The organism is Mycobacterium interjectum, from assembly GCF_900078675.2.
GTDB lineage: Bacteria > Actinomycetota > Actinomycetes > Mycobacteriales > Mycobacteriaceae > Mycobacterium > Mycobacterium interjectum.
Genome location: NZ_LT546237.1, coordinates 95,238 through 109,339 on the forward strand (window position 1 = coordinate 95,238; position 14,102 = coordinate 109,339).

The window sequence follows — 14,102 nt, forward strand, 5'->3', positions numbered from 1 at the left end:
GGACGGCGCGCCCGACATGGGGCCGCACGGGCTGCGGCACAGCGCGGCCACACACCTGCTGGAAGGCGGCGCCGACCTGCGCGTCGTCCAGGAGTTGCTCGGCCATTCCAGCCTGGCGACCACCCAGCTCTATACCCATGTCGCGGTCGCCCGGCTGCGGGCGGTGCACGACCAGGCCCACCCGCGGGCGTGAGTGTTGCGCTGAGCGCCTTGGGTGTGCGGCCTGTGCGGCGACACGGGCGGGGCCGCCCAGGGTTCACACTCAACGCGGGTCAGCCGTGGAGCGGCTTCAGCCGGATCGGCGTCGCCTTCAGCAGCCCCAGCGGGTCGACGTAGTCGGCGCCCGACGCCGGCCCCCACATCGCCCCCCAGTGCAGGCAGGCCGCGGCCCGGCAGCCGGCATGCCCGGCCTGAAGCGAACCGATCACGCTCCCGGCCGTCACGGCCTGGCCGGCCCGCACGGCCGCCCGCACCGGCTCGTAGCTGGTGCGCAGGCCGCCGGGATGCGCCAGCGAGACCACCGGCCGCCCGGCCAACAGCCCGGCGAACACCACGGTGGCGGCGCCGGCGGCGTACACCGGCTGACCCGGGGAGCCCGGCAGATCCACGCCCCGGTGCCCGGCATGCCAGTCGGGCGACGGGGCGTCGAATCCGCGGGCGACCGGCGGGGGCGGGCGCAGCGGCCAATCCAGCCGCACGTCGTCGGCCTGGGCCGGCGCGGCCCACAGCATCGCCAGGATCAACAGCATCGCCCGCCGCACCAGGCGAGTACAGCGGGGCCCACGGAACCTCGCCAGTCAGCGCTGTGGAAAAAGCACCTGCTGAGACGGTGTAAACTCCTGGTCGCAGCTCGTTAGCGGGCTGACTTCGCGCGCCTGCAACCAAGAGATTGCCGTGCGGTCCCGTCCGGGACATCCAGGACGGGTGCGGCATTCCGCAGGCGCCAGGGCCCGGCCTCACCCGATGCCGGGCGACAACCGACAACAAGGAATGGCGGCAATGGCTGTCGTAACCATGAAGCAGCTGCTCGACAGCGGCACCCACTTCGGGCATCAGACCCGTCGCTGGAATCCCAAGATGAAGCGGTTCATCTTCACCGACCGCAACGGCATCTACATCATCGACCTGCAGCAGACGCTGACCTTCATCGACAAGGCGTACGAGTTCGTCAAGGAAACCGTCGCCCACGGGGGCACGGTGCTGTTCGTCGGCACCAAGAAGCAGGCGCAGGAGTCCGTCGCGGCCGAGGCGACCCGCGTCGGCATGCCGTACGTCAACCAGCGCTGGCTGGGCGGCATGCTCACCAACTTCTCCACGGTGCACAAGCGGCTGCAGCGCCTCAAGGAGCTCGAGGCGATGGAGCAGACCGGCGGCTTCGAGGGTCGCACCAAGAAGGAGATCTTGGGCCTGACCCGCGAGAAGAACAAGCTGGAGCGCAGCCTCGGCGGTATCCGCGACATGAACAAGGTGCCGTCGGCGATCTGGGTCGTCGACACCAACAAGGAGCACATCGCCGTCGGCGAGGCCCGCAAGCTCGGCATCCCGGTCATCGCGATCCTGGACACCAACTGCGACCCCGACGAGGTCGACTACCCGATCCCGGGCAACGACGACGCGATCCGCTCCGCCGCCCTGCTGACCAAGGTGATCGCCTCCGCGGTCGCCGAGGGTCTGCAGGCGCGCGCCGGGCTCGGCCGCGGCGACGGCAAGCCGGAGGCNGCATGCTCGACTGCAAGAACGCGCTGGCCGAAACCGACGGCGACTTCGACAAGGCAGTTGAGGCACTACGGATCAAGGGCGCCAAGGACGTCGGCAAGCGCGCCGAGCGGGCCACCGCCGAGGGCCTGGTCGCGGCCAAGGGCGGGGCGCTCATCGAGCTCAACTCGGAGACCGACTTCGTCGCCAAGAACGCCGAGTTCCAGAAGCTTGCCGACCAGGTCGTCGACGCCGCGCTGGACGCCAAGGCCACCGACGTCGACACCCTGAAAGCCGCCAAGATCGGCGACAAGACCGTCGAGCAGGCCATCGCGGACCTGTCGGCCAAGATCGGCGAGAAGCTCGAGCTGCGCCGGGTGCAGTACTTCGACGGCAACGTCGAGGCCTACCTGCACAAGCGCGCGGCCGACCTGCCGCCGGCCGTCGGAGTGCTGGTCGAGTTCGAGGGCGAGAGCCAGGACGCGGCGCACGCGGTCGCGCTCCAGATCGCGGCGCTGAAGGCCAAGTACCTGTCCCGCGACGACGTCCCCGAGGACGTGGTGGCCAGCGAGCGCCGCATCGCCGAGGAGACCGCCAAGGCCGAGGGCAAGCCCGAGCAGGCGCTGCCCAAGATCGTCGACGGCCGCCTCAACGGCTTCTTCAAGGACGCGGTGCTGCTCGAGCAGCCGTCGGTGTCCGACAACAAGAAGACCGTCAAGGCCCTGCTCGACGGGGCCGGGGTGACCGTGACGCGGTTCGTTCGCTTTGAGGTGGGCCAGGCCTAACCACGGGGCGCGAGCGGCTAGCGTCGTGTTATGCGACGCGTGCACGCTTTCGGTGACGATGCCCTCGGCGACCTCGACGCGGTCGGCCTGGCCGACGCCATCCGGGCCGGTTCGGTCGGCCGGGTCGATCTCGGCGAGGCGGCCAGCGCGCGCACCGAGCTCGTCAACCCGGCCCTGAACGGCCTGGCTCACGCCGCGTTCGACCAGGCGCGAGCCGCCGCCGGGGATCCGGTGGACGGGTTTTTCGGTGGCGTCCCGACGTTCGTCAAGGACAACGTCGACGTCGCCGGGCAGCCCAGCATGCACGGCGCCGACGCGTGGGCGCCCTTTGACGCCCCCGCCGACAGCGTCCTGACGAAGGTGTTTCTCGGCACCGGGCTGACCTCGCTGGGCAAGACGCAGCTGTCGGAGTTCGGATTCAGCGCGTCCGCCGAACACCCGCGGCTGGGGCCGGTCCGCAACCCGTGGGACCCCGACTACACCGCCGGGGCCTCGTCGTCGGGGTCGGGCGCGTTCGTCGCCGCCGGCGTGGTGCCGATCGCGCACGCCAACGACGGCGGCGGCTCGATCCGCATCCCGGCCGCCTGTAACGGGCTGGTCGGGCTCAAGCCGTCGCGCGGCCGGTTGCCGCTGGACCCGGCGCATCGCCGGATGCCGGTGGGCATCGTCGCCAACGGCGTGCTGACCCGTTCGGTGCGCGACACCGCGGCGTTCTACCGGGAGGCCGAGCGAGCCTGGCGCAATCCCAAGCTGGCCCCGATCGGGGACGTGACGCACCCCGGCCGGCAGCGGCTGCGCATCGCCGTCCTCACCCGCTCGGTGCAGCGCGAGTGCAGCCCCGCGGTGCGGGAGCTGGCGTTGAAATCCGCGGGGCTCCTCGAGGAACTGGGCCACCGCGTCGAACACCTCGACGAGCCGCCGGTGCCGGCCAGCTTCGTCGACGACTTCGTGCTGTATTGGGGCTTCTTGGCATTCGCGCAGGTGCGTGGCGGCCGGCGGCTGTTCGGCCGCACCTTCGACCGCACCCGGCTGGACAGCCTGACCCTGGGCCTGGAGCGGCACAGCGGCCGCAACATCCACCGCCTGCCGACGGCGATCATGCGGCTGCGCAGGCTGCGGCGGCGCACCGCGGAGTTCTTCCGTACCTACGACGCGGTGCTCACGCCGACCCTCGCCGACGAAACGCCCCGGATCGGGTACCTGGCGCCCACGGACTACCGGCAGGTGATGGACCGGCTGATCGATTGGGTGGCGTTCACCCCGCTGCAGAACGTCACCGGCGAGCCCGCGATCTCGCTGCCCATGGCCCAATCCGCCGACGGCATGCCGGTGGGCATGATGCTGTCGGCCGACCTGGGGCAGGAGTCGCTGCTGCTGGAACTCGCCTACGAACTCGAAGAGGCGCGGCCCTGGGCCCGCATCCAGGCGCCGTGATCAGCCGTCGGATCCGAGCTTCTCGAGCATGCGCTTGAACTCCCGCTGTTGCGCATCGGTCAGCTTGCCCAGGATCCGGGCGTCGGCGACCCGGACCGCGGCCTCCGCGCGCTTCAGCAGCGCGCGGCCATGACCGGTCAACGTGGCGGGTAGTGCCCGGCCGGACGAGACCGACGCCGGCCGTTCCACGGCCCCGACGTCTTCCAGCCCACGCAGCACCGTGTTCATCGCCTGCGGAGTGACGTTGGTGTGCCGGGACAATTCGGCGCTGGACATGCCCGGGTACATCGACAGGATGCGCAAACAGACGAATTCGGGCAGCGTCAGCCCCAGCGGACCCAGCACCGCGGAAACCTCCGGCCGCAGAACGGCTCCCACCCGGTACAACAGGTAACCCAGCGGAGCGTCTTCGGCCTGACCCATGTCAGCGATCTTGACATATCCGGGACGCCCGGCCGCGGACCCTCGCCGGTGCGGTTCAGCGCGGTCGGGGTTTCCGGGCGCCCAACGGGGTAACCCACAGGGGATCCGGACGACAAGGAGCGCCCATGGGCGATGCAACCGAAATGACCCAGGGGGTGGCCGAGCGCGCGCGGCGGGAAGCCGACGCGTACCGCGGCGACAACCCCCGACCGCTGGAGGGCTACACCGTGGTCCTCGCGATGTACGGCGCCCTGGTCGCCCTGACCGCCGTCGTCGCCGCGGTCACCGGGCGCAAGTTGCCCGAGCGCTGGAGCGTCCAGGACCTCCTGACCGTCACCATCGGCACCCACAAGCTCTCGCGCACGGTGTCCAAGGACGCCGTGACCAGCCCGCTGCGGGCGCCGTTCGCGCGCTACGCGGGTTCCGGCGGTCCGGCCGAGGTGATGGAGGAAACGCGGCACGGCAGCGCGTTGCGCCACAGCCTGGGGGAGTTGTTGACGTGCCCCTTCTGCCTGGACATGTGGGTGGCCACCGCGTTCGTCGTCGGGTTGATCTTCGCGCCGAGGCCGACCCGGCTGATCGCGGGCACCTTCACCGCCCTGGCCGGCGCCGATTTCTTGCAGCTGGCCTACGCGCACGCACAGCAGATCACCGAGGGCTAACACGCGAGGAAGGTTCGACGCCCGAGACGACGAAAGGCGGCGCGGCGAAGAAGGGCGAATTGCCGAGCACCCTGCGGCGCTCCAACGCCAAAGCGCAGCGCACGTTCGCCAAGACCCACGACTCCGCCGCCGAGGAATACGGCAGCCAGCAGCGCGCCCACCGGGTGGCCTGCGCGGCGCTCAGGCACAGTTTCGAAAAGGTCGGTGACCACTGGGAGCCCAAGGACCGCAAGGGCCCGTCGGACGAGCTGGCCGAGGGCGGCGGTCCGGACAACGGCGGTCGCTCGGTCGAGGGTGCCGACGCCAACGCCAGCAAGGAGCATCTGCTCGACGTGGCGCGCCGGCTCGACGTGCGCGGCCGGTCGACGATGAACAAGTCCGAGTTGGTCGACTCGATCAAGAAGCAGAACCGGCGGCTACGCGGCCGCTGACCCCGTTTGGGCGGGCACTCGCCGGGCATCCCGACAGCCATGGTCGCGTCCACTAGCCGCAGTCAACTGCGAAAGTGCCTCAACGACGTGGACTTTCCGGCCAGCAAGCAGGATTTGATCGAGGCCGCCGAACGCAACGGATGCGACGACGAGACCGTCCGCGCGTTGCGCGCGATTCCGCCGGAGACCTACACGAACGTCGGTCAGGTCGCCGCGTCGGTGACCGCCGCCGACGACCGGGACGGCGGCGGCGCCGGCCGGGCGGCCGACCAAAGCCCGATCGTGCAGGAGTTGGGCGAAAACCGGGGCTCTTAGTTCGGTTGGGGCGCTACAGGATTGGCCGCCCGCCCGTAACCGCCACCCGCGTGCCGGAAATGTAGCTCGCGTCGTCGTCCTCGTTGAGGTAGGTGACCGGCACATCGGCTCCTTCGCGCGCAAAACCTGTTTTCGCCGCAGTCGGGAACCGGATCCATTTGCGCCTGCACGCCCGGAACTTCTCGTTGCCGCGCCGGAAAACTCATTTTCTGACAGGTCCTTTCGTGCTTCGCATTACACGCGGGTTACGATTCGCGGCCGCACCTCAGGCTTGCCTCCTCACCGCTCCCTGGCTGCGGCTACCCCACGGCGGCAGGACTAATCACCCGTCGTAAGCGGTGATGGCAATGGTGCCAATGTTAATTCTGTGGCGCGAAAGGCGCTGCGCGACAGAATAATTCCTGCACCGTTCATGCAGGTAACCGCGCACGTTTTACAAATTCGGCGATTATCCGGGGTTTAGCGGCGCGAACAAAGGGCTATCAGCACACCAGTGCGGTTATCGCCCTATGTGTGGGAGCGATTGTTCGACACGAAAGGAATACTATGAAGGTCACCACTACCGCTGTAAAGAGTGCTATTGCCGCCGGAGCTATAGCGGCTGCAGGCGTTTTCGCAGCAGCAACCGCTTCCGCTGCGCCGCCCAACATCCAGGGATTCGGCACCAGCGAACAACTGGTCGACGGGCCCCTGGTCACCAGCTACACGGTGAGCAACCTGCAGCCGAGCAACGTCTCGATTCCGGGCTACACGCCCAAGGGCACGCTCTACCAGGCGGACGTCACCGCCAAGTCGGAGGGCGGGCTCGTCACCCCGATGGTCAACGACTTCATCGCCCGCGGGCCCAACGGCCAGAACTACCGGGTGATCGACAAGGTCGGGGCCCCGGGCAGCCTTAACCCCGCGCCGATCCCGCAGGGCCAAGAGTCCACCGGCACGCTGTACTTCGACGTGACGGGCGCGCCGCCGAACGGCGTCGTCTACAACGACGGAGGGCAAGACATTCTGATGTGGACGTCGAACGTGCCCGGCAGCCCGGCGCCCGGCGCGCCGCCGAACGCAAGCCCGGCACCGGGTCAACCGCCCGCCCCGGCGCCCCATGCGTAATCCGGTAGCAGCGATCTCCCCGCGTCATCCCAATGGCGCGGGGAGATTTGCGTATCCGGGCATCCCGGGCGCCCGAATCGGGTACCCGACACCCATGAGTAACCCCGATCACAGACCAGCCGAAGTGCGCGCACAGGCCAAGCTCAATGCCAAGCGGGCGCGCGTGACGATGGACGAGCGGCGCAGCAAGCAGGACGGCGGGATCGCCGGGTGGGTGGCCGAGCGCGCCGGCAGGTGGGATCTCAGCGGCCAGGACGAGGCCACCCTGCAGCGCCAGAAGTTTTTCTGGAATGTGCTGGTGGACTACTGGTTCCGGATGGAGGTCGACGGCTGGGAGAACATCCCGGCGCACCCGCCGGCGCTGCTGGTGGGCATCCACTCGGGCGCCCCGTTCGTCTGGGACGCGTGGACCGTCGGCCTGCAATGGTGGCGGCGCTTCGGCCAGGACCGCCCGCTGCACGGCACGGCACACGACGCGCTGATGGCGATCCCGCTCTTCGGGCGCTACTTCCGCGCGATGGGCGTGCTGCCGGCCGCCCCGGACGCGATCGCCACGGCGCTGGCAGAGGGGCGCGACGTGGCGCTGTGGCCCGGCGGGGAGGTGGACTCGCTGCGCCCATGGACCGAGCGCGATCGCGCCAATCTCGCGGGGCGAAAGGGCTTCGTGAAAATGGCGATTCGCGCCGGCGTGCCGATCGTGCCGATCGCGACCGTCGGCGGAGCCGACGCGATGCCGGTGCTGATCCGCGGCGACCGCCTGGCGAAGGCGCTCAGGCTGGACCGGGTGCTGCGGCTCAAGGTCTTCCCGCTCGCCGTCTCCCTGCCGTGGGGGATCGCCCCGGCGGCGCTGCCGCAGCTGCCGCTGCCGGCGAAGATCAGGACCCGGTTCATGCCCGCCGTAGAGTTGGACCGCGACCCGGCACGTGCCGACGACGACGACTACGTCGACCGCCTGTACCACGAGGTCGAAGACTCGATTCAGCAGGGCATGGACGCGCTGGCGCGCAAGCGGGCGCTGCCGCTCTTCGCGTGAGCCGATCCGCGAAAAGCCCTGCGCGACAGCCATTGTCGCGGCTAGTGCGCCACCGGGTCGGTGGCGGGCCGCGTCGTCGATGTCCAGAGCGGGGCCAGGGCCGAGCCGCGCAGGACCCATTCGGGATGCGGCGGTGTCGCCGCCATGTAGCCGACGCCGCGCACCGTGTCGACCAGGTGTTCGTGTTCGGGTCCCAGCTTGGCGCGCAGGCGCCGGACGTGAACGTCGACCGTGCGGACCCGGCCATTGCAGTCATAACCCCAGACTTCGTGCATCAGCCGGGTCCGGGTGAAAGCCCGGCCAGCATGCTGCACAAGGAAATTCAGCAGTTTGAACTCCGTGAGCGTCAGCCCCAGGTCCGCACCGTTGAGCGAGCCGGTGAAGCTGGCCGGGTGCAGCAGCAGGTCGCCGAATTTCAGCGTGCCGTCCATCGCGCTGCGGCGCCGCGAGATCGCCAGCCGCAGCCGCGCCTGTAGCTCGTCGGCCCCGGCGGCGGGCAGCAGCACGTCGTCGACGTGCCAGTCGACATCCACCGCCGCGAAGTCCGCTGGCGCCACCACGGCCACCACCGCGATGGACGGTGCGTCGGAAGCCAACCGCCGACAGGCGCTGCGAGCGGCCTCCGGGTCGGCGCGGGCGTCGACGATCGCGACCTCGGCGTTACCGCGGTGCGCGTCGACCCCGCCGGCGAGGGGAACGCGCCGCACCCTGTTCGCGAAAGACTTCAGGGTGGGCAGGGCCGTTTCGAAGTCGTCTACATCCGCAAGTAGTAAAACGTCCAACGACATCTCCAAACTCGTGAGTCTGTCATCGCCCCCCACCCGTAGGCACCTCACGGCGAGATGTCTGCCAGCGCAGCGCTGAGTACCCGATTCAGAGCCAAACTATGCAAAGTTTATTGCCCGCGATCGCGGGGTCAATGCTCCGGCCCGGGAACGCCGATGGGTCCGGCCCGTTGACACGGACCGGACCCATCCTTGCGACAAGCTGCTACTGGTTGGCCTTCTGGCGCTCCTCAGCCGCCTTGGCGCCGCCACGGGCGGCCTCCGCTTCGGCTTCCTTCTTTGCCGCGTCGCGCTGCGCCTCGGCCTTGTCCTGCTGGGCCTGGCCCTCGCGCGTGAGGTCGTCACGCCCGGTCACCGCGCCGACGGCCTCCTTGGCCTTGCCCTTGACGTCCTCGACGACGCCCTTGACCGCCTCGGCAGGTCCCGACTTGTTCTCGTTGTCCGCCATGGATTTGTTCCTCCTCATTGGCGTACGTGCTTGAGCATCTGCTCAGCGCCGATCGCCAAAGCGACCGACCCCACGGCAGGCGTGGTCCTTATTCTCAAGACCGTAAGTTCGCCCCCCGCGATGGTTTCTATTCCCCCCGCCGCCACCCGCTCAAACATCCCACGGCGGCGGGGAAGCGCCTCCCGCGAATCCCCTTGAATCGCCAACTGTGCAGATAATGCACCCCGCCCGCGCCACATTGTGTTGCGATGAGGCAGGATGTGAAATGCCGTTCCGGATGAGTTCGCCCGGGATGGCACTCTCATGCGAGGAGTCTGATGACGGAGCCGACGAGAAGCGCCAACGGCGTACCGACATCTTCACCGGAGAGCGCGACTCCCGGGCAGCCGGAGAGGCGATCGCAGTATTCGAGGGTCTTGCTCAAGCTCGGTGGCGAGATGTTCGGCGGCGGCCAGGTCGGGCTGGATCCCGACGTCGTCGCCCAGGTGGCCCGCCAGATCGCGGAGGTGGTCCGCGGCGGCGTGCAGGTCGCGGTGGTGATCGGCGGGGGCAACTTCTTCCGGGGCGCGCAGCTTCAGCAGCGCGGCATGGAGCGCACGCGCTCGGACTACATGGGCATGCTCGGGACCGTCATGAACAGCCTCGCCTTGCAGGACTTCCTGGAGAAAGAGGGCATCGTCACCCGGGTCCAGACCGCGATCACGATGGGCCAGGTGGCCGAGCCCTACCTGCCGTTGCGGGCCGTCCGCCACCTGGAGAAGGGCCGGGTGGTGATCTTCGGGGCCGGCATGGGCCTGCCGTACTTCTCCACCGACACCACGGCCGCGCAGCGGGCGCTGGAGATCGGCGCCGACGTGGTCCTGATGGCCAAGGCGGTCGACGGGGTGTTCTCAGCGGACCCGCGGGTCAACCCCGAGGCCGAGCTGATCACCGCGATCAGCCATCGCGAGGTCATCGACCGCGGGCTGCGCGTGGCCGATGCCACCGCGTTCAGCCTGTGCATGGACAATGGCATGCCGATCCTGGTGTTCAACCTGCTGACGAACGGCAATATCGCTCGGGCGGTCGCTGGTGAGAAAATCGGGACGCTGGTCACCACCTGATGAGGAGCGGCGCAAATGATTGACGAGGCTCTCTTCGACGCGGAAGAGAAAATGGAGAAGGCCGTATCGGTGGCCCGCGACGACCTGTCCACCATCCGCACCGGGCGCGCCAACCCGGGCATGTTCAACCGGATCGTGATCGACTACTACGGCACCAACACGCCCATCACGCAGCTGGCCAGCATCAACGTTCCCGAGGCTCGGCTCGTCGTGATCAAGCCGTACGAGGCCAGTCAGTTGCACGCCATCGAGACCGCCATTCGCAACTCCGAGTTGGGCGTGAATCCCACCAACGACGGCACCTTGATCCGCGTGGCGGTGCCGCAGCTGACCGAGGAGCGCCGTCGCGAGCTGGTCAAGCAGGCCAAGCACAAGGGCGAGGAGGCGCGGGGGTCGGGGCGCAACCTTCGCCGCAAGGCCTGTCTCCTATTCACATTTNGGGGCCATCCTGGTCGCGAGCCACGAGGTGGTGCGCCGCCTGCGGGAGGCCGGGTATGTCATTCCGCTCATCCCGTTGCTGATCGGTGGCCAGGTGACCGTCTGGCTGACGTGGCCGTACCGTTCCGCCGGCGCGGTGGCCGGATTCGGGGCCACCGTCGTGGCCTGCATGGTGTGGCGCCTGTTCATGCAGGACAACAGCAGGCGGCCGGAACCGTTCGCCGGTTCGCCCTCGGCGAACTACCTGCGCGACGCGTCCGCCACCGTCTTCCTGGCCGCCTGGGTCCCGCTGTTCGCCTCCTTCGCCGCGATGCTGGTGTACCCGAAGGACGGCGCCGGTCGGGTGTTTTGCCTGATGATCACGGTCATCGCGTCCGACGTCGGCGGTTACGCCGTGGGGGGGTTGGTGGGCAAGCATCCGATGGTCCCCGCGATCAGCCCCAAGAAGTCGTGGGAGGGGTTGGCCGGATCGCTCGTCTTCGGGATCACGGCCGCGATCCTGACGGCGACCCTCCTGGCCCACAAACCGGTGTGGGTCGGCGCGCTGCTGGGTGTTGTCCTGGTGCTCACGGGCACCCTGGGCGATCTGGTCGAGTCCCAGATCAAGCGCGACCTCGGCATCAAGGACATGGGCCGGCTGCTGCCCGGCCACGGCGGGCTGATGGACCGGCTCGACGGCGTGCTCCCGTCGGCGGTCGCGGCGTGGACGATCCTGACGCTCGTGCGCTGAGGTGGCCGATACTGGACGGGTCATGGTCCAACAATTGGTCTTCTCCGAACCGCGCCCGAGCAGGCCGCCGCGGCACCTGGCCGACCTCGACGCGGCGGGCCGCGCGTCGGCCGTCGCGGAGCTGGGCCTGCCCGCGTTTCGCGCCAAGCAGCTCGCGCACCAGTACTACGGCCGGCTGATCGCCGACCCGCAGCGGATGACCGATCTTCCCGCGGCGGTGCGCGACGTGATCGCGGCGGCGATGTTCCCGACGCTGCTCACCGCGGCCGCGGAGGTCACCTGCGATGCAGGGCAGACGCGAAAGACGTTGTGGCGGGCCATCGACGGCGCCACCGTCGAGTCGGTGCTGATGCGTTACCCGGACCGCAACACGGTGTGCATCTCGTCGCAGGCCGGGTGCGGCATGGCGTGCCCGTTCTGCGCCACCGGCCAGGGCGGGCTGACCCGGAACCTGTCCACCGCCGAAATCCTGGAACAGGTGCGGGCCGGCGCGGCGGCGCTGCGCGACGACTTCGGGGACCGGCTGTCCAACGTGGTCTTCATGGGCATGGGGGAGCCGCTGGCCAACTACGCCAGGGTGCTGGCCGCGGTGCGGCGCATCACCGAGCCGCCGCCGCACGGCTTCGGCATCTCGGCCCGCTCGGTGACGGTGTCCACGGTGGGCCTGGCCCCGGCGATCCGCAGACTCGCCGACGAGCGACTCGCGGTGACGCTGGCGCTGTCGCTGCACGCGCCCGACGACGAGCTGCGCGACACGCTGGTCCCCGTCAACAACCGGTGGAAGATCGCCGAGGCGCTCGGGGCGGCCCGGTATTACGCCGACGTGACCGGCCGGCGGGTGTCCATCGAGTACGCCCTGATCCGCGACGTCAACGACCAGCCCTGGCGGGCCGACCTGCTGGGCAAGCGGCTGCATCGCGCGCTGGGCCCGCTGGTGCACGTGAACCTGATCCCGCTCAACCCGACCCCCGGCAGCGACTGGGATGCCAGCCCCAAGGCGGTGGAGCGGGAGTTCGTGCGGCGGGTCCGGGCGGCGGGGGTTTCGTGCACGGTGCGGGACACGCGGGGGCGAGAGATCAGCGCCGCGTGCGGACAGCTGGCCGCCGAGGGCGGGGATGCCAACGCTTAACAGCCGAGGCGGAACTGTCCGGCGGCTTGGGTGCGGTTGGCGGCGCCCAGTTTGAGCAGGATCTTGCTCACATGGCAACTGACGGTTCTCGTGCTGATATGCAACGCGGCCGCGATCTGGGCGTCGCTTTGCCCGCCGGCCAGCAGCTGCAAAACCTCGTGTTCGCGGCGGGTCAACCCGTGGGGGGTATCGGCGCGGCGGCCGCGTCGCGGGGAGCCGCGCAGCGCCGACAGCCGCTGCTGGGCGNGTGGGCGGGGGTGACCGCCAGCCCGGCCCGGGCTTCGCTGCGGCAGGCGTCGTCGTCGCCGGCCAGCCAGGCCGCCTCGGCGCGCGCAGCCCACACCGAGAAAAGTCGCAGCTGGTCGGGCTCGACTCCGCCCAGATCGTCGCCGAACGGAGGCGCGGCGGGCTGCTGGCCGCGCCGGGCCGAAACGAGCCCACAGACCAATTGCGGCAAGGTCCTATTCACAGCGGCCAGTCCCGGCCTGGTGAGAAGATCCTCGGCCACCGCGCGGGCGTGGTCCCAATCGCCTCGTTGCAACCGCAACAACGCATCGACTCCGGTGACCAACGCCTCGAAGGTGAACACTTGACGTTCGCGGCAGTAGGCGAGCGAGTCGGCCAGATAGCGATCGGCACGCGCGCCGTCATGGTGCACTGCCGCCAGCCAGCAAATCACTGTGGCCACCAGTCCGGCGTGTTCGCCGCGGGTGGTGGCCCCCATGCCGTCGCGCCACGCGGCCTCCAGCTGCTCCCAGCCGGTGTCGGCGGTGAGGACCTGGCGCATCGCGGCCGCGGCGCGACCCCGGATCACCAGGGCGTCATCACCGAGGCGCGTTCCGACGGTGATGGCACGAGCCGCGTAATCGGCGGCGGCGGGGTCGAAACCCCAACCGCCCAACTCGGCCAGGTTGGCCAGCGCCCAGCCCAGTTGCGGGCACGGGCCGGCGCCGTCCACCAGTGCCAGCGCGTCCCGGGCGGCAGCAAAGGCCTCGCGGACACGGCCCATGCCCCACAACTCATGCGAGAGCCAGCGCAGGTTCTCGCTTTGTCCGAGCGGATCGCCCAGCGACTGGCGCAGTTGGATTGCCTCGCGCCACGACGACACCGCCTCTTCGGCCAGGCCGCACAGGTAGCTGGCCAGCGCGTGCTGTTCCACCCAGCGCACCTTTTGGTCGGGAGGAACGGCGTGCGCGCTGCCCAACACCAGCGCGTACAGCTGGGCGGCTTCGCGGTTGGCGCCCAGCGCGCTGGAACGCTCGGCAGCGGCAACCCCGTGGCGGATCACCGCGTCGGTGTCACCCGCTTGGTCGGCGTGAAAGGCCAACGCGGCCAACGTGTTTGGATTGATGGGTGGTTCGGCCAATGCGGTCAGCGCCCGCTTGTGCAGCATGCGCCGCTGCGTTTCGGGGATTTGTTCCAGGGTGGCGCGCCGGGCCAATTCATGGCGAAACCGCACGCCCTGCTCGTCGACCAGCAACACCCCGGCGCTGACACATTCGGCCAGCGCCGCGTCGCCGTCCGGGCACACCCGGTCCAGCAGGTTGACCGCCGCGCGCGGGCCGCAGGTCGCGGCCGCGTCGG

General features: G+C 69.6%; 14 protein-coding genes and 4 pseudogenes. 13 read left to right on the plus strand and 5 right to left on the minus strand.

Annotation, left to right across the window (positions count from 1 at the left end):
- A partial coding sequence (locus tag BN4348_RS34775) for a tyrosine-type recombinase/integrase (protein ID WP_160040304.1) occupies positions 1-193 on the plus strand: 193 nt, incomplete at its 5' end.
- A gap of 88 nt (positions 194-281) precedes the next feature.
- On the opposite strand, the pseudogene BN4348_RS34780 reads toward BN4348_RS34775, so the two are convergent.
- Positions 282-749: pseudogene (locus BN4348_RS34780) on the minus strand (M23 family metallopeptidase); the annotation flags it as partial.
- A 250-nt stretch (positions 750-999) separates the two neighbouring features.
- Here BN4348_RS34780 and rpsB point away from each other — a divergent pair.
- The 3 genes and pseudogenes from rpsB to BN4348_RS34795 form a co-directional block, all read left to right on the plus strand.
- Positions 1,000-1,818: pseudogene (gene rpsB, locus BN4348_RS34785) on the plus strand (30S ribosomal protein S2); the annotation flags it as partial.
- Positions 1,722-2,480, plus strand: coding sequence for a translation elongation factor Ts (tsf, locus tag BN4348_RS34790; RefSeq protein ID WP_066909500.1), 759 nt, complete (start codon positions 1,722-1,724; stop codon positions 2,478-2,480). The pseudogene rpsB and the gene tsf, both read left to right, overlap by 97 nt.
- A 30-nt stretch (positions 2,481-2,510) precedes the next feature.
- On the plus strand, positions 2,511-3,914 hold the full coding sequence (locus tag BN4348_RS34795; protein ID WP_066909503.1) for an amidase: 1,404 nt from the start codon (positions 2,511-2,513) through the stop codon (positions 3,912-3,914).
- Here BN4348_RS34795 and BN4348_RS34800 read toward each other — a convergent pair whose 3' ends face one another.
- The gene (locus BN4348_RS34800; protein ID WP_066909506.1) at positions 3,915-4,337 is read right to left on the minus strand and encodes a MarR family winged helix-turn-helix transcriptional regulator; all 423 of its coding nucleotides are present in this window, start codon (positions 4,335-4,337) and stop codon (positions 3,915-3,917) included.
- Between the two features lie 125 nt (positions 4,338-4,462).
- Here BN4348_RS34800 and BN4348_RS34805 point away from each other — a divergent pair, with 125 nt between their 5' ends.
- The 5 genes from BN4348_RS34805 to BN4348_RS34830 all read left to right on the plus strand — a co-directional run bounded on the left by BN4348_RS34805 (position 4,463) and on the right by BN4348_RS34830 (position 7,885).
- The gene (locus BN4348_RS34805) at positions 4,463-4,999 is read left to right on the plus strand and encodes a DUF1360 domain-containing protein (protein ID WP_066909509.1); all 537 of its coding nucleotides are present in this window, start codon (positions 4,463-4,465) and stop codon (positions 4,997-4,999) included.
- Positions 5,000-5,058: 59 nt separating this feature from the next.
- The gene (locus BN4348_RS34810; RefSeq protein WP_066909512.1) at positions 5,059-5,430 is read left to right on the plus strand and encodes a ChaB family protein; all 372 of its coding nucleotides are present in this window, start codon (positions 5,059-5,061) and stop codon (positions 5,428-5,430) included.
- 39 nt (positions 5,431-5,469) lie between these two features.
- Complete coding sequence (locus tag BN4348_RS34815) at positions 5,470-5,745, plus strand: DUF2795 domain-containing protein (protein ID WP_066909515.1); 276 nt, start codon at positions 5,470-5,472, stop codon at positions 5,743-5,745.
- Positions 5,746-6,291: 546 nt separating this feature from the next.
- Positions 6,292-6,852, plus strand: coding sequence for an MPT63 family protein (locus BN4348_RS34825; RefSeq protein WP_066909518.1), 561 nt, complete (start codon positions 6,292-6,294; stop codon positions 6,850-6,852).
- A 94-nt stretch (positions 6,853-6,946) separates the two neighbouring features.
- Positions 6,947-7,885: a lysophospholipid acyltransferase family protein gene (locus BN4348_RS34830; protein WP_066909521.1), complete on the plus strand. Its 939-nt coding sequence runs from the start codon at positions 6,947-6,949 to the stop codon at positions 7,883-7,885.
- Positions 7,886-7,926: 41 nt separating this feature from the next.
- Here the strand turns inward: BN4348_RS34830 and BN4348_RS34835 are convergent, their stop codons facing one another.
- Both BN4348_RS34835 and mbp1 read right to left on the minus strand, forming a co-directional pair.
- Positions 7,927-8,673 (minus strand): winged helix-turn-helix domain-containing protein, encoded by a 747-nt coding sequence (locus BN4348_RS34835; protein ID WP_066909524.1) that lies wholly within the window; start codon positions 8,671-8,673, stop codon positions 7,927-7,929.
- Positions 8,674-8,875: 202 nt separating this feature from the next.
- Positions 8,876-9,118: a microaggregate-binding protein 1 gene (gene mbp1, locus BN4348_RS34840; RefSeq protein ID WP_066909539.1), complete on the minus strand. Its 243-nt coding sequence runs from the start codon at positions 9,116-9,118 to the stop codon at positions 8,876-8,878.
- 317 nt (positions 9,119-9,435) lie between these two features.
- Here mbp1 and pyrH point away from each other — a divergent pair, with 317 nt between their 5' ends.
- The 4 genes and pseudogenes from pyrH (at position 9,436) to rlmN (ending at position 12,518) form a co-directional block, all read left to right on the plus strand.
- Positions 9,436-10,221: a UMP kinase gene (gene pyrH, locus BN4348_RS34845; RefSeq protein ID WP_066909527.1), complete on the plus strand. Its 786-nt coding sequence runs from the start codon at positions 9,436-9,438 to the stop codon at positions 10,219-10,221.
- Between the two features lie 15 nt (positions 10,222-10,236).
- Positions 10,237-10,641: pseudogene (gene frr, locus BN4348_RS34850) on the plus strand (ribosome recycling factor); the annotation flags it as partial.
- A 22-nt stretch (positions 10,642-10,663) separates the two neighbouring features.
- Positions 10,664-11,389 (plus strand): annotated as a pseudogene (locus BN4348_RS34855) (phosphatidate cytidylyltransferase); the annotation flags it as partial.
- A gap of 22 nt (positions 11,390-11,411) precedes the next feature.
- Positions 11,412-12,518: a 23S rRNA (adenine(2503)-C(2))-methyltransferase RlmN gene (gene rlmN / locus BN4348_RS34860; protein WP_066909530.1), complete on the plus strand. Its 1,107-nt coding sequence runs from the start codon at positions 11,412-11,414 to the stop codon at positions 12,516-12,518.
- Here the strand turns inward: rlmN and BN4348_RS60710 are convergent.
- Positions 12,515-12,694: a helix-turn-helix domain-containing protein gene (locus BN4348_RS60710; protein ID WP_066909533.1), complete on the minus strand. Its 180-nt coding sequence runs from the start codon at positions 12,692-12,694 to the stop codon at positions 12,515-12,517. The two genes, rlmN and BN4348_RS60710, sit on opposite strands and share 4 nt — an antisense overlap.
- Between the last annotated feature and the right edge of the window lie 1,408 nt (positions 12,695-14,102).

Bases quoted from the DNA above. Each gene is read 5' to 3' on its own strand.
- rlmN (WP_066909530.1), top strand. From the start codon at position 11,412: ATGGTCCAACAATTGGTCTTCTCCGAACCGCGCCCGAGCAGGCCGCCG.
- BN4348_RS34835 (WP_066909524.1), bottom strand. From the start codon at position 8,673: ATGTCGTTGGACGTTTTACTACTTGCGGATGTAGACGACTTCGAAACG.
- BN4348_RS34805 (WP_066909509.1), top strand. From the start codon at position 4,463: ATGGGCGATGCAACCGAAATGACCCAGGGGGTGGCCGAGCGCGCGCGG.
- BN4348_RS34800 (WP_066909506.1), bottom strand. From the start codon at position 4,337: ATGGGTCAGGCCGAAGACGCTCCGCTGGGTTACCTGTTGTACCGGGTG.
- BN4348_RS34815 (WP_066909515.1), top strand. From the start codon at position 5,470: ATGGTCGCGTCCACTAGCCGCAGTCAACTGCGAAAGTGCCTCAACGAC.
- BN4348_RS34795 (WP_066909503.1), top strand. From the start codon at position 2,511: ATGCGACGCGTGCACGCTTTCGGTGACGATGCCCTCGGCGACCTCGAC.
- tsf (WP_066909500.1), top strand. From the start codon at position 1,722: ATGCTCGACTGCAAGAACGCGCTGGCCGAAACCGACGGCGACTTCGAC.
- mbp1 (WP_066909539.1), bottom strand. From the start codon at position 9,118: ATGGCGGACAACGAGAACAAGTCGGGACCTGCCGAGGCGGTCAAGGGC.
- BN4348_RS34825 (WP_066909518.1), top strand. From the start codon at position 6,292: ATGAAGGTCACCACTACCGCTGTAAAGAGTGCTATTGCCGCCGGAGCT.
- pyrH (WP_066909527.1), top strand. From the start codon at position 9,436: ATGACGGAGCCGACGAGAAGCGCCAACGGCGTACCGACATCTTCACCG.
- BN4348_RS34830 (WP_066909521.1), top strand. From the start codon at position 6,947: ATGAGTAACCCCGATCACAGACCAGCCGAAGTGCGCGCACAGGCCAAG.